Below are 21375 nucleotides of genomic sequence, written 5' to 3'. Positions count from 1 at the left end.
GGAGATGACCATGCCCACCCCTCACCCTATCGTCGAAGAACTGCGGGCCGTCTCCCGCGCCATGGTCCGCGCGCTCGGTTTCATGGGGGGCGACTTCGCCGGGACCGATCTGTCCCCCTCCGCCGTGCATGCCCTGATCGAGATCGAGCAGCACGGGGGAACGCTGACGGCGCGCGATCTGGGCGAGCATCTGCGTCTTGAGAAATCCAGCGTGAGCCGCATGCTGCGCAAGCTGGTGGCTTCGGGCGAGGTGCGGGAAACAACCGGCGCGGAAGACGGGCGTATGAAGCGACTGGCCCTGACCGCGCGCGGCCGGCGGCGGGTGGCGGGCATCCATGCGTTCGCGCGAGCCCAGGTGACTGGCGCCCTGGAGCACCTCGGACCGGGCGAGGACCGCGCGGTGCTCGAGGGCATGCGCCTCTATGCCGCTGCGCTGGCACGCGCGGGCCATGGCGCCCCTCCGGCTGTCCCGCAACCGCCGCGCCCGGGGCCCGAGGTGACCGTGCGCTGCGGCTACCGCCCCGGACTGATCGCCCGCATTACCGAAATGCACGCGCGCTTCTATGCGCGCGAGGCAGGCTTCGGCCAGCGGTTCGAGTCCATGGTGGCGGGCGGCCTGGCGGAGTTCTGCGGGCGGCTGGACGCCCGGGCACCCTCGCCCAACGCCGTGTGGACGGCCGAGGTGGACGAACGGATCGTGGGTGCGGTGGCCATCGACGGCGAAGATCTCGGGCCAACCGTCGCCCACCTGCGCTGGTTCATCGTGGATGACGGGGTGCGCGGCGGCGGTATCGGCCGCCGTCTGCTGACCGAGGCGCTCGCGTTCGTGGACGCCCGGCCGGCCTTCGCCGAAACGCACCTGTGGACCTTCGATGGCCTGCAGGCCGCGCGACGCCTGTACGAGGCGCACGGCTTTGCCTGCGTGGAGGAGCGACCGGGGAGCCAGTGGGGGCGGGAAGTATTGGAGCAGCGTTTCGTGCGCAAGCGCCTCTAGCGGCGGTCGCCCGGGCTTCGCCCTACCCCGCCGGTCACCCGCCATCGACCCTGACAACAGGCCACGCAGCAGCGGATGCCTGAGCGGTGGGATCGACCTCGCGGTTGCGTGAGCTGCGTCCTGCCGAAAGCAGGCATGCCGTGACGCATGGCGATACCGCCTTCAACCCTCGCCAGCGGATCCGGCGACCAATGCCTGCGCAAGAAACGGAGCGGTCAGGCTGCCAGGCGTTCCAGCCACTGTGCGCGGGGAGCCTGCCACCACGATGCGACCGCCGGCCGCGCCCGCACCTGGCCCCACGTCGATCACCCAGTCGGCCTGGGCCACCGCACGCATGTCGTGCTCGATCATCACCACGGTATTGCCGGCATCGACCAGGCGCTGCAACTGCACCAGCAAGCGGTCGACATCCGAGGCATGCAGCCCGGTGGTCGGCTCGTCGAGCACATACAGGCTGCGGCCGCGCTGGCTGCGCTGAAGCTCGGTCGCCAGCTTGATCCGCTGCGCCTCGCCACCGGAAAGCTCGGTCGCCGGCTGCCCCAGGCGCAGATAGCCCAGTCCGATGTCACGCAGCAGGTGCAGGGGCCGCGCCACGGCGTCTTCCCCGACAAAGAACGCGCCGGCTTCGTCCACGGTCATCTGCAGGACCTCGGCGATGTTGCGCCCGTTCCAGCGCACCTTCAGCGTGGCCTCGTTGTAGCGCGCGCCGTGGCACGTCGGGCACGGCGCATACACGCTGGGCATGAACAGCAGTTCCACGCTGACGAAGCCCTCGCCCTCGCAGGTCTCGCAGCGCCCCTTGGCGACGTTGAACGAGAACCGTCCGGCGTCGTAGCGGCGGCGCCGCGCATCGGCCGTGGCGGCAAACAGCTTGCGCACATGGTCGAACAGGCCCGTATAGGTCGCCAGATTCGAGCGCGGCGTGCGCCCGATCGGCTTCTGGTCGACCTGCACCAGCCGTTGCAGGGCGTCCACGTCGCCCGCCAGATGACCGCCGGTCGCTTCGATCACCGCAGGCCCTTCGCTGGTGGCGCTGTCGGCGTCGTCTTCCGGCTCGTGGCCCAGGTGCAGCAGTAGCAGCTCCGGCAGGGCCTGCGCGACGAGGCTGGACTTGCCGGAGCCGGAGATCCCGGTGACGGCGGTCAGCACGCCCAGCGGAATACGCGCATCCACGCCACGCAGGTTATGGCGATGGATGCCCTGCATCTCCAGCCAGCCGGCCGCTTCGCGTGCCCGGCTGGCCGGCGTGGGGATTTCACCGAACAGGTAGCGCGCGGTGCGCGACTGGGCAATCTTGCGCAGGCCATCCGGCTCGCCGCTGTAGAGCACATGGCCGCCATGCTCCCCGGCATCCGGCCCGACATCCACCAGCCATTGCGCGCGACGCATCAGGTCCAGGTCGTGTTCCACCACGAACACCGAATTGCCCGCGTCACGCAGCCGATCGAGCGCGTCGTACAACGCCTGGCTGTCGGAGGGGTGCAGTCCGGCCGAAGGCTCGTCGAGCACGTACACCACGCCGAACAGCAGCGAACTCAGCTGCGTCGCCAATCGCAATCGCTGCAACTCGCCTGCCGAAAGCGTCGGCGTGGCGCGTTCCAGCGTGAGGTAGCCGAGGCCCAGACCGCGCAGTTGGCGCAGGCGTGCCACCACGCTGCCGGCCAGGCGCTGCGCGGCAAGGCGCTTTTCTTCCGACAGTGCGGAGGTGCGCCGCACGTCGGGCGCTACCGCATGCGTCGCACGGCCGGAGGCCGCGCGCTTGGCACGGTCACGTCGGGTCGCCTCCCTGTCCGTCCCCGCCCCCTCCGCATGGGCGCCGAAGTCGCCTTGGGCAATCGGTTCGAGCAGGGCCGCCAGCTGGTCCAGCGGCATCTGCAGGAAGGCGCCGATGTCCACGCCGGCGAAGGTGACCGACAGCGCCTCGGGCTTGAGCCGCTTGCCGTGGCAGCTGGGGCACAGCTTGCCCTCCATGAAACGGGACACGCGCTTTCGCATCAGCGCGCTCTGGGTGTTGGCGAAGGTGTGCAGCACATACCGCCGGGCACCGGTGAAGGTGCCCATGTAGCTTGGCTCCAGCTTGCGCTTGAGCGCGGCACGGGTCTCGGCAGGCGTGAAGCCCGCATACACCGGCACCGTTGGCGTTTCCTCGGTGAACAGGATCCAGTCGCGGTCCTTCTTCGGCAGGTCCTTCCACGGCCGGTCGACGTCGTAGCCCAGGCTGACCAGGATGTCGCGCAGGTTCTGGCCCTGCCAGGCGGGTGGCCACGAGGCGATCGCACGCTCGCGGATGGACAGCGAGGGATCGGGGACCATGATCGCCTCGGTCACTTCGTACACGTGGCCCAGGCCATGACAGGTGGGGCACGCCCCCTGCGGCGTGTTGGGCGAGAAGTCCTCGACATACAGCATCGGCTGCCCGGCCGGATAGGCGCCCGCGCGTGAGTACATCATCCGCACCAGACTGGATAGCGTGGTCACACTCCCCACGGAGGAACGCGTGTTGCTGGCGCCCCGCTGCTGCTGCAGCGCCACCGCGGGCGGCAGGCCTTCGATCGCATCGACGTCCGGCACGCCCACCTGGTCGATCAGCCGCCGTGCATAGGGGGCCACGGACTCGAAGTAGCGTCGCTGGGCCTCGGCATAGAGGGTGCCGAAGGCGAGCGAAGACTTTCCGGAGCCGGAGACCCCCGAGAACACCACCAGCGCGTTGCGCGGGATGGACACATCCACATCCTTGAGGTTGTGCTCGCGCGCGCCGCGCACCTGGACGAAGCCGCCGGCCGTTGTCGCGGGAGGGGATTCAACGCGAGAAGAGCCTGGCATGTCCTGATCCTGTGGTTCGTGAGGGAGCGATGGGCCGTTACGAGCCAAGTCGGTCAAGGGGCCGGGCTTAGCGACTGTGCGCCCGCGAGTGGGGCGCCAACGCGAGCCAGGTCACGTCCCGGGCAAGCGCTCCTTCGCCTTCGGCAGCATCCAGCCGGTCGCAGGCCCGCGCGGCATTGGCTGACATCTTCAAAGCGCCTGCGGGTCGGCATGGCCAACGCCCTCGCCGGGACATCGCCATCATGCGGCGGGCGACCGACTCGCCTGCCCGCTCGCTGTGGTGCATCTTTCAGGCTCGTGCATGAAGGGCTGGTGTGTAAGGGCCACTCCGGCCCGGCTGCGGGCATCGATGCTTGCGACACGCTCGCCTGGCGGACGGTTGCCTGGCCTGCAGCCGCGCCTGGATGGCGCCGACAAGCTCTTGCTTGCGCTCAAGCGGCAGCCAGTGCGCGCCGAGCAGGCCGGTTATCGTCATGCCCGCGCAGGCCGCGCGCATGGGCGCGCCGTAGCGATTGCGCTTGGTGGTGTTGATCTGGTCGTCCTGGCAGTTCACGGACAGCGCCGGAAGCGAGATCCGGCCGTCCTTGCCCTTGCCTCCAGCGGCGCAAGCCGATGCGACAAGCACGCAAGCGCCTGACGCGAGCGATCCGGCCTCAGGAATGTCGATCCAGGGCCTGGGTCAGGCCCGCGGCCATGCGCCTGGCCAGCGAGCGCTGCAGCGGCACGTAGTTCTCCAGGTCCGTGGCCTCCGAGAATTCGCCCGACCACAGCACGCGCCCCTGGCCTTCGTCGAGCAGGGTCAGGACGACCACGGTCTGCTGCGCGGTCTGCCGCACGCTGACGCGGACATGCAGGTCGGCGTGCTGGCCGTCCGAGGCCACGCTGTAGCCGGCGGGCAGACGGTCGCTGACCTGCGCCAGCAGACTCTCGCGCAGGCCCAGGTTGAAGTGCGGGAACAGCACGTATTCGCACAGTCCCTGCGCAGGCTCGATGGCGATGCGCTGGTCCGGCCGCGAGAACATGCCGGCCCCCCATGCCCAGACCGCGCCGCCGAGCGTCAGGGCCACGGACAGGCCGACGGCCAGCGCCGGCCTGAAGGCGCGACGGGGAACGGGAGATGGCGGTGGCGCATCGGCCATGAGCGACCCGACGAAACGATAACCCGCCCGGGGCCGCGTCTGGATGTAGCGCGGCGCATCGGCATCGTCCTCCAGCAGGGTGCGGATGCGGCGAATGCAGGTATTGAGGGCCGCGTCTCCGCCGGTGCCCGCGCGCGGCCAGAACCGGTCCAGCAGTTCCTGTCGCGGCACGACCCGGTCCGCGTTCTGAATGAGATGGCAGAGGACCTCCACCACCTGAGGCGGGGCGTCCAGCTGCGCATCCCCCCGGAAGATCTGCAGGGCGGCCGGGTCCAGCCTGAAATGGTCGAAACGCAACGACATCAACCTCTCCCGAACCCGTTGAAACCCTTGCCATCACGGCATGTCAGCAGAAGTCATGACATGTCATTCGACCATTCTGGCAGAGCGCCGCAGGCTTGTCCGGGATCCTCGTGGGGCTACGACGGCGCGGTCGCCTGCGCACCGCCCGGTCCTCCCCGCTCCCTTCTCCCGTCCATGTCCAGGAGTGCCCGCATGCGCCCCACCCTCCCCTTCTTCCTGTGCCTGGCCGCGACCGTCGCCGGGACCAGTGCCCAGGCCATGGCGGAACCGACCAGGGTGGACGTCAGGGTGCTCGCGCGCGGCGCCAAGTTCCTCGGCGGCTACGCCGCCGCGGCCCGCGTCGTCCTGAGCGATGCCGAGACCGGCCAGATCCTGGCGCAGGGCCAGACGTCCGGCACGACGGGCGACACCCGCCGGATCATGGACGGGAAGAACCCGCCGGGCACCAGGCGCTCCACGCCGGATTCGGCCGTCTTCCACGCCACGCTCGACCTCGATCGTCCCCACCGCGTGACCCTGAGCGTGACCGGCCCGCTCAGCCAGCCGCAGGCCACCACCACGGCCACCAGCACCCAATGGATTCTGCCGGGGCGCGACCTCACGGCCGGCGACGGCTGGCTGATGGAACTCCCCGGCCTGATCGTCGACCTGGCCCAGCCCGTCGCCTATCAATGGATCAAGTCGGGGACGACCGTGCCCTTGCGGGCGGGCGTCACGATGCTCTGCGGCTGTGCGCTCTCCGAGAACGGCCCGTGGCACGCGCGCGACGTAGAGGTCGAAGCCTACGTCACGGTCGACGGCGCAACGCTCGGCAAGGTGGGGCTTCGGTTCGATCCAGGGAGCGCGATGTTCGAGGCAAACCTTCCCGCCACCGCGCCCGGCCTGTACGAAGTGGAAGTACGCGCCTGGATGGAGAAGCACAACAATGCAGGTGTCGCGCGCACCGCCTTCTTTGTCCACTGACCGTCTGGCCAGGCGATAGACACCGCGATCCGGAATCGACGACCGAGGCCGTTCTTGCATGCGATACATGATGTCGTTCAAGCGTCTGGCGGTGCTGCTGCTCGCGGCCGCACTTCTCTCTCCTTTTGGCGTGACTGCGGAAGACCCGCTGCCCCATGCGCTGGCGCGGCAGATGGCGGTCAACGCGGAGCGCTACGGCATCCCGGGCCAGGCGATGCTGGTGGCGCACGATGGCCAAGTGCTCTTTCGGGGTGCGCAGGGCGAGGCCGACGTAAGAACCCACGAACGCCTGACGACCGACTTCGTGTTCCCCGTCTACTCCTTGAGCAAGCTCTTCGTCAGCACCCTGGTCATGCAGCTGGTGGAGCAGGGGAAAGTGGCGCTGGACATGCCTGCGAGCGCCTACCTGCCCGGCCTGCCGGCACGCTGGAAGGCGATCCCGGTGCGCGACTTCCTCGACCACACCTCGGGCGTACCGGATTATTTCGACGCCCGCCAGGGCAAGGGCGCCGCGGCGGACACGGTGTTTCCGCCCGACCTGCAGACGGTGTTCGCGTCCCTGGCCGACGCCCCGCTGCAGTTTCCGCCGGGGACCGAATCCCGCTACACCCAGACGAACTATCTCGTGCTGGCGGCACTGCTGGCCAGGCAGTACGGCAAGCCCTATCCGCAGGTGGCGCAGGAACGCATCATCCGCAGACTGCACCTGCGGCACACCTGGCTCGGTGGCTCCGCGTTGCCCGAGCAGCGCGTGGTCACTTCCTACATCGGCAGGCAGGGCCATCTGGAGGAGGAACAGGAGCTGCCTTGGCCCGCGTACGCCTACGGCCATGCCGCGCTGTACACCTCGCTGGACGACCTCGCCCGGTTCCTGCAGGCCATGACCTCCGGTGAGCTGGTGGGCAAGGCCACCCTGCAGCGGCTCTGGCAGCCGCGACTGCTGGCGAACGGGCGGCGCGGCTGGTTCGCTGCCGGCTGGGAATCCGGGGAGAGCGGCGCGTACCGGCAGGTCGGCCATGACGGCGGCACCCGCGTCCGCGTCCGCATCCTCTTCGAGGGCTCGCTGGACGGCGACCTCTACACCTTCGTCTATCTGACCAATGGCAGCGCGAAGAACGTCTGGTCGCGCGTGCTGGTGGACAGCGCGATGGCGGTGGTGGCACCAGAGCGGTTTCCCGTGGAGACGCTGTCCGAAGCCATGGTGCGCTATGCACTGCAGCCGCAGGCCGAGGGCGATGCGCTGGCGCAGGCGAAGGCGATCCGTGCCGGCACCACGCTGGACGCCGCCACGCTGGAGCGGACCATCAACAATGCCGGCTATACCCTTCGCGACAACCTGGGCATCGACCCCGCGCTGCGCGTGTTCGCACTGAACACGGTGCTCTTCCCGGATTCGGCGAACGCCTGGGACAGCCTGGCCGAGGCGCATGCGACGCGCGGGGATGCGGCGCAGGCCAAGGCCCTGTACGAGAAGGCGCGCGGCCTCCGCGACAAGCCGAGGGACGAGGACGCCAAAGCGGGACGCCCCGGCGGCTAGCCCGTCTGCGGGGCCGGGCTGGTGACCTGCGGTCGTCCTGTGCCGGGCTCGGCGTTCGCTCTAGCGCGCGGCGGCTTCATGGGTGAGGTAGGCCGCCAGCTCTTCCGGCTGCCCCAACGGGAAAGCCTCCTTCAGGAATTCGAGAAAGGCCGAGACACGCGCGCTCAGCAGGCGGCGTGACGGATAGAGCGCCCAGATCTCGATCGGGCGACCCTTCACGTCGCCCCAGTGGACAAGCGCACCGGAGTGCAGATCGCCCGCGACCAGCGAGAGCGGGAGCACGGCGGCGCCGATCCCGGTCCGCGCCGCATCGCGGATCATGATCAGCGACGCCAGGCGCAGCACCGGTTCGATGGACATCCGCAGGTCGCCTTGTCCCGATGCCAGTTCCCACACGGAGGGGTGGCCGGACGCGCGCACCACCGCGCGCGCCGCGACCTCCGGCATCGGCCTCTGCAGCGCCGGACTGGCCACGGCGACCAGGCGATCGCGCAACAGCACGCGGCCGACCAGCCGTTCGTCCGGATCGGGATTGACCCGGATCACCAGTTCGTAGCCCTCCTCCACCATGTCGACCGCGCGGTCCTCGGTGGTGATCTCCAGGCGCACTTCCGGGTAGCGCAGCGCGAACCGGGCCGACAGCGTGCCCAGCGCCATCTGCGAGAACAGCAGCGGCGCGCTGATGCGCAGCCTGCCCCGCGGCGCTTCGCCGCCCGAGGCGATCGAGGTGGCCGCTTCGCCGATCTCGGTCAGCAGGGTTTCGGTGCGCTCGAACAGTGCGCGCCCCTCCTGGGTCAGCTTCAGCGTATGCGAGCCGCGCTCGAACAGGCGCACGCCCAGGCTCGCCTCCAGATCCGACACCCGCCGCGACAACGTGGCCTTGGGCCGGTCCGCGGCGCGGGCCGCCCGCCCGAGGCCGCCGTGACGCGCCACCAGGTTGAAGTCGGCCAGGGCCAGGAGGTCCATGTGTTCCGCCAGCGAGACAGGTGGTCCAATTATATGGGCTATCGGCCCGAATCCGGATCAACAACCATGGAGCCTCCTCACCAACCCGGAGCACTTCCATGACCATCCTCGTCACCGGCGCCACCGGCCATGTCGGCCGCCACGTCGTCCAGCAGCTCATCCAGCGCGGCGCCAGCGTGCGCGCCCTCGTCCGCGATCCCGCGACCGCCGACCTCCCCGCGGACGTGGAGATCCGCCAGGGCGACCTGCTGGATGTCGATGCCCTGCGCCAGGCCTTCCAGGGCGTTTCCACGCTCTTCCTGCTCAACGCCGTGGTGGCCGACGAGTTCACCCAGGCGCTCATCACCCTCAACGTCGCCCGCGAGGCCGGCGTGAAGCGGGTGGTCTACCTGTCGGTGATCCACAGCGACCGCTACGTCAACGTGCCTCACTTCGCCGGCAAGTTCGGCGTGGAGCGCATGATCGAACAGATGGGCTTCAGCGCCACGATCCTGCGCCCGGCGTACTTCATGGACAACGACCTGACGATCAAGGACGCGGTGCTGGGCTACGGCGTGTATCCCATGCCGATCGGCAGCCGCGGCCTGGCGATGATCGATACCCGCGACATCGGCGAGATCGCCGCCATCGAACTGCTGTCGCGCGATCGCGCGGCCGCAGACAGCGCGTCGACCCGGATCAACCTGGTCGGCCCCGAGACGCTGACGGGCACGGAGATCGCGGGCATCTGGTCGGGCGCCCTCGGCCGGGCGATCGCATACGGCGGCGACGACACGGTGGGCCTCGAGCAGAACCTGCGCCAGTTCATGCCCGCGTGGATGGCCTACGACATGCGCCAGATGGCCGAGCGCTTCCTCACCGACGGCATGGTGCCCGAGGCCGGCGATGTCGCGCGCCTGACCGAACTGCTTGGACGTCCTCTGCGCCGCTATCGCGACTTCGCCGCGCATGTCGCAGCGGCCGCCTGAACACCCTCACCCTCATTCCCAAGGAACCCGCCATGATCTACTCGACCGCAACCGTTCCGGTCAACGCGCCCGGACTGACCCCGCTCACCCATGCCCAGGCCTGGGCCGGCCTGGTCGAAAAAGCACGCAACGCCACGCTGTTCTTCCCGCCCGGAGAATGCACGCGCAGCGAGGTCGTCGAGGAAAGCGCATCGCACCTGATGCGCGAAGCCACCATCCTCGGCGATGACCTCACCGAGATCATCACGTTCGAGGCGGATCGGAAGATCACCTTCTTCCAGGCCGTCAGCCCGCGCGAGGGTGCGATCGTCAACGAGCTGTACGAAGACCAGAACGGCGACCTGCAGCTTCGTTTCTATTGCTACATCGGGCTGCGCGGCAAGACGCCCGACGGACCAGAAGAGCAGGCGGCACAGGCCTGGATGGACAGCGACAGGGGCTTCAAGGCCGCGATCCATTCGACGCTCAGGCGGACGCGCGAGCTTGTCGCCCAGGGAAGCATCTGACCTCGTGCGAATGCGCGCGCGGGAAGCCGCCGCCATCACGCAGGTCGATGTCCGCTTCCGGCCAGAGCGGGCATCGGCACCCGCCTGGGGATGCGCCGGCGGCCCCTCTCCGCGGGCAAGCCAGCAAAGCGCTGCGACAGCCCGTAGTCCCTGCCGCTCAAAGCAAGGCGTTGTCCTGGCCCAGCGTCGGCGCGGCGAAGGGTTCGGGGCCGGGAGTGCGGCCGTAGACGATGGGGCGGGTGACGTTCTGGTACTTGCCGACCACGGGATGGGCGACCTCGCCGATCATCTGCTCGGCATGGACCTGGGGGTGCTGGAACATGTCCTCGATCTTGCGGGCCGCCGCGCAGGGCACGGCGTCGCCGAAGATCTCCTCCCACTGCGCCGCGGTCCGCGCCTGCAGGGCCTCGTGCAGGCGCGGCAGGATCTCGCCGGCGTGCTGGGCGCGCAGCTTGACGCTGGCGTAGCGCGGATCCTCGGCGAGGGCCTCCAGGCCGGTGAGCCGGCACAGGGCCTGCCAGAAGCGCGCGGTATTGGCCGAGAGGTAGAGATATCCCTCCTTGGCCGGATGGATGCCGGTCACGCCGCCCGAGCGCATGTCGCGGCCGATATCCAGCGCTTCGCCCTCGACCCAGACCAGCCTGGCCGACTGCATGGTCAGCGCGGCGCGCAGCAGCGAGACACCGACGAACTGCCCCACGCCGCTGCGCTCGCGTTCGTACAACGCGGCGGTCACGCCCGAAGCGACCAGGGCCGCGGCGTAGTAGTCCACCACCGAGCCGTAGATGATCTCCGGCGGGCCGTTGCGCTTGCCCTGCAGCGCGGACATGCCGGTCATGGCCTGCAGCACCTGGTCGTAGCCGGCCTTCTCGCGCATCGGCCCACGTTCGCCGTAGCCGGAAACCGCGCAGTACACCAGCCGCGGATTGAAGGCCGACAGCCGCTCGAAATCGATACCCAGGCGCGCCGGCACGCTGGGGCGGAAGTTGTGGACCAGCACGTCGGCCTCGCGCACCAGACGCAACAGCTGCGCATGCTGCGCGGGGTCCTTCAGGTCCAGCACGATGCCGCGCTTGCTGCGATTGACGCCAAGGAAGGCGCGGCTCTCGCTGGGCAGCGTCGAGGGGTACTGCCGCAGGTTGTCTCCGCCCGGCGGCTCGACCTTGAGCACTTTGGCGCCCTGGTCGGCCAGCAGGGTGCATCCGTAGGGGCCGGCGATGTAGGCGCTGAGGTCGAGCACGTTGACACCCGTCAGCGGTCCCGGCGGACCATCGCGATGGATCTGGTCGAACAGCGAGGTCGTGGCCATCGATGAATGCGCTTGCATGGATCCCATGGGGGAAGTGTGTGGCGCCAGGGCAATGCGATACAGGCCGCCAGCCTAGGTTCTGGACCGACAATTTGTTGGCGAAGTCGTCCCATCCTCCGCGGTCAGCGGCAGGCGGAACCAGGTGGCATGCCAGCTACCGTCGCGGCGCTCGCCCACACGCCAGAAGGGGGTCAGGCGTCTGGTGCCTCCGGGCAGCGCCAGCGTGATCTGCGCACCTGGCGACTCGGCCGGATCGAGCTGCATCTCGAGCAACGCCTCGGACAACGGCAGGTCGGGCGAGGGACTGTCGCCTTCGGCCAGGGCCGTGGCATAGGCCAGAGGTCCCCAGGACACGGCCACGTAATCGTGGCGCAGCACTTCCTGCGCCACGGGCGACCCGTCGGGGGCACGCGACTCCTGCACGTTGCGGTTGCTGCGCTGCTGCAGCTGCGGACGTGCGCTGAAAGCGATCTCGATGCGCGTGCCGATCCGCCACTGGCGTTGCAGCCGCACGTAGCCATCGTCGTCGGCGCGCGCGTCCTGGAGTTCGCCGTCGATGCGGACCTGCATGGGTGCACTCCACGCGGGCTGTCGCAAGGCAAGCACGAAGGTCGAAGATTGAGCCGGCTCCAGCATCAGCCCGACCTGCATCGGCACCTCGCCCTGCCCTCGCTGGACGATGCGCAGGCCGGGCGCGGGCCCGTCTTCGAAGGCGACCTCGCCCGGGACGAAGAGATTGACGCGCACGTCCCGCTCGCTGGTCGCATACGCCAGCATCGGCAGCTCTTCCATCGCCATCGCGCCACTGGACTTGCAGCAGCGCCAATAGGTGGTGTGCGTCCGGCGCCCGTTGCCGAAGCTGTAGTAGCACCAGTCCTGGCCGTCGGCCGCCATCGCGCCGAGCAGGTCGTTGAGCGCGGTGCGCTCGATCGCATCGGCGTAGCGCGCGTGGCCGGTCCAGGCCAGCAGCTCGCGGGTGAACTGCAGCCAGGCCAGGGTGGAACAGGTCTCGACATACCCCTGCGGATCGAACACGAACGGCGGGTTGAAGCACTCGCGCGAACGCAGCCCTGCCCCGCCCCACGGCCCGCCGCCCAGGCTCAGATGATGGTCGTGGACATTGGCCCATAGCCGCTCCAGCGCAGGCAGCAGCGTCGCATCGCCGGTAGCGCGGGCCAGCTTGGCAAGCGCGGCGGCGTTCCACAGCAGCTGGTAGGCCTTGCCGGTGCCGATCTCGGAGGCGTCCGCACCCGCCAGCAGGCGCTGGACCAGGGCCAGCGGCGGGTTGTGGTCCGCCTGTTCGACGATGCGCCTGGCCAGTTCGAGACACTGCGGATCTTCGGTGACCAGGAACAGTTCCGCCGCGCCATCCAGCAGCACCGTGGCCGACATGCCGAAGTGATTGCCGCAGGTGGTGATGTCCAGCCCGCCCTCGACGAAGGCGGCATGGCAGAGGCGGCCGATGGCGCGTGCGGCGTCCAGATGCGCGGGCTTGCCGCCCAGGCGCCATGCTTCGATCAGGCCCAGCACAAGATAGGCATGGGTCCACACGTCCCAGGTCCGCAGCGCCGGCGCGCCGTCCCAGCTCCACGGGCGCGGCGGCTGCGGCACGGTGAAGCGCCGCTCGGGCGCGTAGGTGCCGAGATAGCCATCGGCGCGCTGGATGGCGGCGAGATGATCGGCCACCTCCAGCACCCGCGCGCGCAGCACGTCGTCCTCCTGGCGCGCGGCCGCGCGGGCGGCGGCGATCAGCCATTTTCCGGCGTGCTCGCCGTACCAGTCGCCTTCGTGGTTGTCTTCGGCGCGGGCCGGATCGAACAGCGCGATCGCCGGGCTATGCGCATCCACGATGAAGTGCGACAGCCGCCCCTTGCGGCTGGCCTCGATGGCCTCGCCGAGCACACCGCCCAGCCGCACCTGCCCGGGCGAAGGAAAGCGCAGCACCGGGCTCATGCGGCATCCACCACGCAGCGGAAGCCGATATAGGCCGAGCGATCCCGGCACGGCGCCATCAGCAGATACTTGCCGTGCTCGTCCAGGCGCAGCGCCTGCGGGAAGTACCAGTGCGAGGTCTGCGGCCGGTAGCGGCTGCCGCCCCGCAGCACCGCCGCACGCGTGTGCGCATCCACGTATTCGTCGGTCCACTGCCAGACATTGCCGACCAGGTCGAGCACGCCGAACGGGCTGGCGCCGCCGGGGTGCGCGGTCACGTCGGCCGGCGCGCCGGCCTGCGGCCCGTACTGCGGCGCCGGCACGGCCGAGGCGTCCCAACTCTCGCCCCACGGGTAGGCGCGGCCATCGTGCCCCTGCGCGGCGTACTGCCATTCCCACTCGCGCGGCAGGCGCTTGCCGGCCCAGGCCGCGTACGCGCGTGCGTCCTCGAGCGAGACCCACACCACCGGCTGCTGCTCGCTGCCGGCCACCGGCGCGCCTTCGCGCCAGTGGTGCAGGAAACGATGGGCATCGGCCGGCATGTAGCCGCTGTCGTCGATGAACGCCTTGAACTGCGCGTTGGTCACCGGCGTGCGGTCGATATGGAAGGCGCGCATCTGAAAACGTTCGCGGTGGAACCGGCGTGCGCTGTCCTCCCACGGATACTGCACGTCCACGCCATCCCAGACCCCGCCTTCGACCTCGATGCCGCCCACGGCGAAGACGAACTCGCCTGCGGGGATGGTGACCATGCCCTCGGGTGCCTGCGCCGCGGGCGCGGTGTCTGGGACCTCGACGCACCGCTGCGGCAGCGCGCGCCACTGCGCCGACCGCTGGCCCAGCGGTGTCGCGGCGTGTTGCCGCATCCGGGCCAGGAACGCGTCCAGCTCAGGCGCATCGGTGCCCTCGTCCAACGCCAGGATCGCGCCGAACCCCAAGGCCTCCAGCTCCAGCGTGAGATAGGCGCTGCCGTCGCGCACGAGCGGCGCGAGCTCGGCGCCGTTCCACAGGTCGAAATAGCGCGCGCCCGGCGCATGTTCGATGCGCAGCAGCTCACCGCGCAGCGGCGACTCCAGCCGGTTGACCAGCGTCCACAGCGCGCGGCCCTCGCCGGGGAAGCGGCTGGCGAACAGGCCGCGCAGCAGCGTGGGCCAGTACGGCTCCCAGTCCATGGACACGAACAGCGGTGCGAACCGGCGCTGGATCGCGGCGATGCGGCGCAGCGTCTCGGCATCGCGCTCGGTCAGCCCGTTCCAGATGCCCCACACGTTCTCCCAGGCGTTGTAGCCGATGCCGTTGAAGAAGATGTACTGCAGGTCGTGGCGGCGATCGCGGCCCCAGCGGTTCTCGTAATTGATCATGTGGCGAGGCTCGAGCCACTTGAACTTGGCCAGCGGCGGCACGAACTCGTTCGGTGCCTTCTTGCCCCAGCTCTGCACGTTCCAGACCAGCTGCTCCTCGGCGCTGATGGTGGACTCGGGCTGCAGCACCACCGGCCGCCCACGCGCCAGGCAGGCGTCGAAGAAGGCGCGCGGCACCCCGTTGTAGGTATCGCCGTTGATGCCGTCGGCGCCGACCGCCTCGACGATGCGCGCGATGGCGTCCCAGTGCGGCCCCTCCGGTGCGCGGGTGCCGTGATCCCAGGGCATGGTGGGCAGGAAGACCCGCACGCCGCGCTGGTGGAAGGCCTCCACGACCGCGCGCAGCCCGTCGAGTCCGCCCGGCAGGTCGGCCGCCATGTCGAACTGGTTGCGGTCGTCGATGCCGATGTTGGGGTAGATGTACCAGACCAGGACGCTGTCGATGCCACCGAAGCGCGCTTCCAGATCGTCCAGGTAACGGTCGACCGTGTAGCGCCCACGCTGCGGATCGTAGAAGTAGCGATCCTCGACCATCATCTGCGCATGGACGAAGTTGCGCTGCGCCCATTGCAGTTCCGGCCGGCGGTAGTTGGCATCGTCGAAGCCGATGCGCACCAGGTGCTCGCGCCGCCAGTCGCGCAGTTCGGTCAACCAGTCGCGCCAGGCCGGCGCGGTCTGGATCTTCCACTGGCCGATATCGGCGAAGGGCCAGCCTGGCGCCTTGCCCGGCGAGGGCAGGTAGCGCCCGGTGGTGACGTGGGAGAACTTGAACTCGGTGCGCACGGGCTCGCGCTGGGGGGCGTCTTGGTCGGACATCAGCAGGTCGGTTCGAGAAGAGGACAGTGCGCCAGGCCAGCATAGTCGGCCAGCGCGGAGACGGCCGAGGCGGCGACGGGAGGCGCGGCACGCAGGAAGGCCTCGACGTCGGCGCAGCGCGGGACGCCGGACTGGGCGCCCACGCGCGTGCAGGCCAGGGCCGAGACGGCGCAGGCGCGGCGCAGCGCGGCGGCAAGCGTCGCACCGCCGGCCAGGGCGGCGGTCAGCGCGCCGCAGAACGCATCGCCCGCGCCAGTGGTGTCCACGGCCTGCACGGCGAAGGCCGGCTGCAGCGCGACCCGCCCGCCGGACCACGCATAGCAGCCGCGCGCGCCCAGCGTCACCACCACCCAGGCCACCGGCAGCGCCGCGAGCTTGTCGGCCGTGGGCGCATCGGCGCGGACGCCCGCGTGCCCGGCCAGCAGGTCGAGCTCGCCCTCGTTGACCACCAGCACGTCCAGCCTGCGCAGCAGGTCGTCGGGCAAGGCGCACGCCGGCGCGGCGTTGAGTACGACCCTGACGCCGGCGGCATGCGCCGCCTCTGCCCAACCGCACACGGCCGCCAGGGGCACTTCCAGCTGCATGAGCAGAAAGGCCACGTCCGCCAGCGGCGGCAGGTCGTCCCTGGTCAAGGCGTGATTGGCGCCAGGGGCGACGATGATCGCGTTCTCGCCATCGCCGGCCAGGCACACCAGCGCCGTGCCGGTGGCGCGATCGCGCGCCGGCACCACATGCAGGGCCACGCCGGCCTGCTCCAGCGCGGCCCGCACCGGCACGGCGAAACCGTCCTCGCCCAGGGCCAGCAGCATGCGCGTGCGCACGCCACCGGCGCGCGCGCAGGCGACGGCCTGGTTGGCGCCCTTGCCGCCGGGGAAGGTCTGCAGGTCCTGGCCGAGCACGGTCTCGCCGGGCGCGGGCACATGATCGGCCTGCACCACGAAATCGAGGTTGGCCGAGCCGGCCACCAGCACGACGGGGCTCATGGCAACGCCTGATAGACGAGGTTGTAGAACGGGGTCGCCAGCCTGGGCAGGTCGCCCGGACGATCGGCGGGCAGGTATTGCAGCAGCAGCACCGCGACGAGATGTTCCTGGCGGTCCACCGTGAAATAGGTCGAGGCCGCGCCGGACCAGCCGAACTGACCGACGCTGCCCAGCCGCCCGCGCGCGGCCGGGTCGGTGACCACATAGCCGCCCAGTCCGAAGCCCTCGCCGGGGCCGGGGCTCTTCACCGCAGGGTCGAAGCCTCCCAGCTGATCGCGCATCATCAGCTCGACCGTCTTGCGCGAGAGCACGCGCACGCCGCCGGATGCGCCATCGTCGAGCAGCATCCGGGCGAATCGCAGGTAATCGCCCGCCGTGGAATACAGGCCACCGGCCGCGCTGTCGTAGGCCCGCAGCCGCGCGCCGGGCCGGCGCGCGCTCGGCGTGTCGGCGATGCGCAACGCACCGCGGTCGTCCAGCGTCGGCAGATCCACGACCCGGCCGCGCTGCGCCATCGGCACCTCGAACCCGGTGTCGCGCATGCCCAGCGGCCCGAGCACCTGCGCCTGGAGATAGTGCGAGAACGACTCGCCGCTGACGACCTCCACCACGCGCGCCAGCAGCTCGGTATTGGCGCCTTCGTAATGGAATTCGGTTCCCGGCTGGGCGGCCAGCGGGACTTTGGCCAGGCGGTCGGCGACATCGGCCAGGTCGCGCGCCTGCTCCACCCCGGCCCGCTCCAGCAGCGCCGTGGCCACCGGATATCGGGCGGAATCCGCCGCAAGGCCGCTGGTATGGGTCAGCAGATGGCGCAGGCTGATCGCCCGGGCCACCGGCGCCAGGCGCGGCTGCGCGAGGTCGCCGCCGACCACCACCTGCGTCCGCGCGAAGGCGGGCAGATAGCGGCTCAAGGGATCGTCCAGCGCCAGCCTGCCCTGCTCCATCAGCGTCAGCACCGCCACCGTGGCCACGGGCTTGGTCATGGAGTAGATGCGGAAGATCGCATCGGCCCGCATCGGCCGGGCGCGCGCCAGATCGGGATGGCCGTAGGCGCCCTGGAACACCGGCTTGCCACCGACCTCGACCATCGCCACCGCGCCGGGATAACCGGACGCGGACGTGGACTGCGTCAGGAACGCATCCAGCCGCTGCCAGCGATCCTCGGCCTGCAGCACCAGCGGCAGCAGACACAGCCAGGCCGCCAGGACCGACCGCCCCCAGGATCGGCCTCGATCCCGGGGACGTTGCGCCTGTCCGCGCCGCCGCCGCACATCGGCCGATCGCGCACGTCGCACTGCATCGGCCTGGCCGGCCATGGCGCCTGCTCCTTGTGCGAAACGAGGTTCCCGCATCCGCTTAGAACGTGTAGTTGTAGGTCAGCGAGACCACGCGTCCGCGTCCGGCCCAGTAGTTCTGGTAACCCGCCAGCTGCGACCAGCTCAGGATGTAGTACTTGTCGAACAGGTTCTCCACGCCCAGGGTGAACTTGCCCACGCGGCCGGCGTCGTAGTTCACGCTCAGGTCCCACAGGGTATAGCCGGTGGTGCGCTCGTCGTAGGTGAACCTGCGGCCGTCGAACGGCCGGGTGTCCTCGCCGCTGATGTGGCGATCCAGCAGCTTGGTCGCCCCCAGCGTGGCGTCGGCGTTGGGCAGGAACTTCCACACCGCCGAGGCGCCGATCTTGTCGGGACTGAGGTCGAGGATGCCCATCGGCTTGGTCAGCGGACCTGCGCCATAGCGGCCCAGCGCGTCGGAGCCCCAGAACGCGGTCTTGCCGCGGATCCGCGAGTACAGCCCGGTCAGCTTGAAGGCGTCGGTGAAGTTCCATTCGCCGCTGAGTTCGATGCCCTTGATGTCGGTGGGCACGCGGCTCATGATGAAATCGCTGGTGTTCGGATCGATCTGCAGCGAGACGCCCAGGTCGGACTTGGAGTGGTACCAGGTACCGTTGAGCGCCCCGCGCTCGCCGCGCCAGTTGAAGCCCACGTCGACGTTGCTGACGATCACCGCCTGCAGGTCGAGGATGCCCTGGACCGACTGCCCCGGGTAGTTGACGTTGCGCAGCGGGATGCCGACGTTGGGCAGGGTGAAGCCCTTGCTGTAGGCGCTGAAGATCGACCACTGGTCGTTGACGCGCCAGATCGCGCCGAAGTTCGGCAGGCTGGCGGTGTAGTCCAGCTTGCCGCCCTGGACGAAGACGCTGTTGCGGTAGGCGGTGGTGGTGTAGCTGTCGATCTTGAGCGTGCCGTCCTCGCGCCTATAGCCGCCGCTCAGGGTCAGCGGGCCGATGTCCCAGGACAGCTGCGCGTAGGGCGCGGTGCTCTTGTAGTCCATCGGCGGCACCCACAGGCGGTTGGTCAGCGCCAGGCGCTGCTGCGCCCTGTCCTCGACCAGGTCCACGCCGGTGTGCAGTTCAAGGCCGGATACGTCGAACAGCGACGAGCGCGTCCACGAGGTGCGCAGGCCCTTCTTGTTCGAGACGATCTCGGACTGGTCGTAGATGCGCGTGGACTCGTCGAAGCCCGGGCCGACCTTGACCAGCTGCTTGTCGTCGCCGTTCTCCGGCAGGTAGCGCATGGCCTGGTCGGCCTTGTAGCCGACCAGATCCAGCCGGCCGCCGAAGAAGTCCTGGTGGGTGTACTGCAGGCTGTACTGCTCGAAGTCGTTGAAGGCGTCCTTGGAGCCGAAGATCTGCCCCTTCACCGAGGTGTTGGGGTACGGCGTGGCGCACGGCGGCGAATCGGTCGGGCCGCGGCAGCCCAGCACCTGGATCCACTCGCCCTTGCCCTCGATCTTGAAGCGGCTGTAGGTGGCCTGCAGGCGCTGTTCGCCGTCCTCGCCGAAGTTGTAGCCACCCTTCAGGTAAATGTTGCGCGACTCCGAATCGGCCAGCGAACCGCTGGTGTTCATGCCGACGGTGCGGCCCTTGCCGTCGTAGGCGATGCCGCGATCCAGGTAGGACACCGCGCCGATGAAGTCGTAACGGTCCTGCTTCAGGCCGTAGGTCAGGCCCAGCTTGTAGCCGTCGCTGTCCGAATGCCCCTGGGTCAGGTAGCGCGCGGTGAAGGTGGTCTCGCTGCCGATCTTGTCGGGCACCTTGGAGATGTAGTTGATCACGCCACCGGTGGCGCCGATGCCCTCGGACGCGGACGGGCCGTTGATCACCTCGATCCGGCCCACGATCCCCATGTCGGTGAAGGTGCCGTTGCGCGTGCCCTCGCGCAGCGGCGAGCCCTGCGGGATGCCGTCGAACAGGCGCAGCGGAATGCGCCCGCGCAGCGTCTCGCCAGTATTGCTCATCGCCTGCGAGGACTCGGAATAGCCGGGCACGGTCCGGGCCAGGACCGCGGTCGCGTCCTCGGTGACCGCCAGCGTCTGGGCGACCTCCTGCTGGGAGATCACCGAGATCGCACCCGGGATCTTGTCGACCGCCTTGGGCGCGCGCGTGCCGGTCACGATCATCCTGTCCAGGTCCTTGGCCTTCGTGGCGGGCGCATCCTGCGGGTTCTGTTCGGTTGCACCTTGTTCGGCGGCGGCCTGCGCCTGCTGCGCGCGCACGCTGGCGCTCACGGCGGCGGCCAGCACGAACACCCCGAGTGTCACGGGCATCTTCTTCATGTGTCGATCTCATGGACTTTGGCGAGAGCGGGCGCACGCGCAGGTGGCCGCAACGGATGCTTGCTGGGCAGCAACGGGTCTGCCCGTGTGGCGCGTTCCTCCCAGACGCGCCTGCCGGACCATGCAATCAGCGTAGAAGGGCCCTCGAGGGGAAGGAAGCGCAGCGGACTTTGTTCAAACCGCAGCTTTTGTTGCTTACGCGCGCAAGGCTGCGATGGGCGGCCTCATTCGACCGGCAGCGCCGCCTCCGCCCGGGCACGGCATTCGCGCAGCAGCGCGTTGACCAGGCGCAGGCGCACCGAGGAGCGCGACCACACCACGCCGATGCGCCGGGACACGTCGGCATCGGGCAGCGGGATGCGCGCCAGGCGCAGGCCTTCGGGCCAGGGACGCGCCCAGTCCGGCACCAGCGACACGCCCAGGCCGCGGTCGACCATCACCGCGATCGCGTTGAGCGCGTTGAGCTCGAAGCGCTCCTTGGGCACGATGCCGTGCCGGCGCAGGTAGTCGTCCGCCTGCCGCCCGCCCCACTGGTGGCGGTCGTAGCGGATCAGCGGCTGGGTGGACAACAGCACGTGCGGATCCTGGTCGGCCAGCTGCGCCGGCGCCAGCACGATCAGCGGCTCCTCGCGCACCAGCAGCCAGTCGCAGGTCTTGGGCAGCTCGAACGGCGCCTCCAGCACCATGGCCGCGTCCAGCTCGCCCGACTCGACCGCGCGATACAGATCGGCCGAATAGCCCGGCTTGATGAAGACGTTGATCTGCGGGAAGGCCGAGACCATGGACGTCAGCACGTCCGGCAGCATGCCCGCCAGCGCGGTCGGGCAGGCGCCGAGCCGCAGCTCGCCGCTGATGTCGCCCTCGTGCGCCACCGAGCGCAGGTCCGAGACGTTGCGCAGCAGGTCGCGGGCGCGCTCGAGGATGCGCGCGCCGGCCTCGGTCAGGGTCACGGTGCGCCCGGCCCGCGCCAGCAGGCCGGTGCCGAGTTCGCGCTCGAGCGTGCGCAGCTGCTGGGCCACCGCGGCCGGGCTGATGTCCAGATCGCGCGCGGCCGCCGCCATGGAGCCACGGTCGGCGACCGTGACGAACGTCTTCAGGAATTGCGTGTCCACATCAGCCCCCAGCCCGGGGCATGAGATTACACAGCGGCGCGGCCC

Annotated in this window: 16 protein-coding genes; 5 read left to right on the top strand and 11 right to left on the bottom strand. The window is 69.7% G+C overall.

All coding sequences use genetic code 11. The features are described 5' to 3' along the window. Positions 1–10 precede the first annotated feature (10 nt). The gene (locus tag LAJ50_RS04780; RefSeq protein WP_130550781.1) at positions 11–994 is read left to right on the top strand and encodes a MarR family winged helix-turn-helix transcriptional regulator; all 984 of its coding nucleotides are present in this window, start codon (positions 11–13) and stop codon (positions 992–994) included. Positions 995–1156: 162 nt separating this feature from the next. Here the strand turns inward: LAJ50_RS04780 and LAJ50_RS04775 are convergent, their stop codons facing one another. From LAJ50_RS04775 to LAJ50_RS04760, 3 genes are all read right to left on the bottom strand, one after another. Next, a complete protein-coding gene (locus tag LAJ50_RS04775) occupies positions 1157–3817 on the bottom strand; it encodes an excinuclease ABC subunit UvrA (protein WP_138652225.1) in 2661 nt (886 codons plus the stop codon). Between the two features lie 289 nt (positions 3818–4106). Next, positions 4107–4442 (bottom strand): hypothetical protein, encoded by a 336-nt coding sequence (locus LAJ50_RS04765; protein ID WP_138652229.1) that lies wholly within the window; start codon positions 4440–4442, stop codon positions 4107–4109. Positions 4443–4470: 28 nt separating this feature from the next. Next, positions 4471–5259, bottom strand: coding sequence for a winged helix-turn-helix domain-containing protein (locus tag LAJ50_RS04760; protein WP_138652231.1), 789 nt, complete (start codon positions 5257–5259; stop codon positions 4471–4473). 192 nt (positions 5260–5451) lie between these two features. Between LAJ50_RS04760 and LAJ50_RS04755 the strand changes: the two genes are divergently transcribed. Both LAJ50_RS04755 and LAJ50_RS04750 read left to right on the top strand, forming a co-directional pair. Beyond that, a complete protein-coding gene (locus tag LAJ50_RS04755) occupies positions 5452–6222 on the top strand; it encodes a hypothetical protein (protein ID WP_138652233.1) in 771 nt (256 codons plus the stop codon). 67 nt (positions 6223–6289) lie between these two features. Then, positions 6290–7759 carry a serine hydrolase domain-containing protein gene (locus LAJ50_RS04750; RefSeq protein WP_171044559.1) on the top strand — a complete coding sequence of 490 codons (1470 nt, stop codon included), beginning with the start codon at positions 6290–6292 and terminating at the stop codon, positions 7757–7759. Between the two features lie 60 nt (positions 7760–7819). On the opposite strand, the gene LAJ50_RS04745 is transcribed toward LAJ50_RS04750, so the two are convergent. Further along, the gene (locus LAJ50_RS04745) at positions 7820–8725 is read right to left on the bottom strand and encodes a LysR family transcriptional regulator (protein WP_130550776.1); all 906 of its coding nucleotides are present in this window, start codon (positions 8723–8725) and stop codon (positions 7820–7822) included. A gap of 98 nt (positions 8726–8823) precedes the next feature. On the opposite strand from LAJ50_RS04745, the gene LAJ50_RS04740 reads away from it, so the two are divergent. Together LAJ50_RS04740 and LAJ50_RS04735 are read left to right on the top strand one after the other, a co-directional pair. Continuing rightward, the gene (locus tag LAJ50_RS04740) at positions 8824–9693 is read left to right on the top strand and encodes an NmrA/HSCARG family protein (protein WP_130550775.1); all 870 of its coding nucleotides are present in this window, start codon (positions 8824–8826) and stop codon (positions 9691–9693) included. 32 nt (positions 9694–9725) lie between these two features. Beyond that, complete coding sequence (locus LAJ50_RS04735) at positions 9726–10199, top strand: AtaL-like protein (protein ID WP_130550774.1); 474 nt, start codon at positions 9726–9728, stop codon at positions 10197–10199. 157 nt (positions 10200–10356) lie between these two features. Here the strand turns inward: LAJ50_RS04735 and LAJ50_RS04730 are convergent, their stop codons facing one another. From LAJ50_RS04730 to LAJ50_RS04700, 7 genes are all read right to left on the bottom strand, one after another. Continuing rightward, positions 10357–11526 carry a CoA transferase gene (locus LAJ50_RS04730; RefSeq protein ID WP_224096478.1) on the bottom strand — a complete coding sequence of 390 codons (1170 nt, stop codon included), beginning with the start codon at positions 11524–11526 and terminating at the stop codon, positions 10357–10359. A gap of 54 nt (positions 11527–11580) precedes the next feature. Then, positions 11581–13461 carry a beta-L-arabinofuranosidase domain-containing protein gene (locus LAJ50_RS04725; protein ID WP_224096477.1) on the bottom strand — a complete coding sequence of 627 codons (1881 nt, stop codon included), beginning with the start codon at positions 13459–13461 and terminating at the stop codon, positions 11581–11583. After that, on the bottom strand, positions 13458–15617 hold the full coding sequence (locus LAJ50_RS04720) for an SUMF1/EgtB/PvdO family nonheme iron enzyme (protein ID WP_138652235.1): 2160 nt from the start codon (positions 15615–15617) through the stop codon (positions 13458–13460). Before LAJ50_RS04720 ends, LAJ50_RS04725 begins: the two co-directional genes overlap by 4 nt. Next, on the bottom strand, positions 15617–16600 hold the full coding sequence (locus tag LAJ50_RS04715; protein WP_224096476.1) for a ribokinase: 984 nt from the start codon (positions 16598–16600) through the stop codon (positions 15617–15619). The genes LAJ50_RS04720 and LAJ50_RS04715 overlap by 1 nt, the downstream gene beginning before the upstream one ends. After that, a complete protein-coding gene (locus tag LAJ50_RS04710) occupies positions 16597–17775 on the bottom strand; it encodes a serine hydrolase domain-containing protein (protein WP_171044644.1) in 1179 nt (392 codons plus the stop codon). The genes LAJ50_RS04715 and LAJ50_RS04710 overlap by 4 nt, the downstream gene beginning before the upstream one ends. Before the next feature lie 181 nt (positions 17776–17956). Further along, positions 17957–20218, bottom strand: coding sequence for a TonB-dependent receptor (locus LAJ50_RS04705; protein WP_138654261.1), 2262 nt, complete (start codon positions 20216–20218; stop codon positions 17957–17959). Positions 20219–20442: 224 nt separating this feature from the next. Then, positions 20443–21330, bottom strand: a complete 888-nt coding sequence (locus LAJ50_RS04700; RefSeq protein WP_130550769.1) for a LysR family transcriptional regulator — start codon at positions 21328–21330, stop codon at positions 20443–20445. Between the last annotated feature and the right edge of the window lie 45 nt (positions 21331–21375).

Source organism: Pseudoxanthomonas sp. X-1 (assembly GCF_020042665.1).
GTDB classification, from domain to species: domain Bacteria; phylum Pseudomonadota; class Gammaproteobacteria; order Xanthomonadales; family Xanthomonadaceae; genus Pseudoxanthomonas_A; species Pseudoxanthomonas_A spadix_A.
Note: the sequence above shows the minus strand (reverse complement) of the source record. Positions and strands in the feature narration are given on the sequence as shown.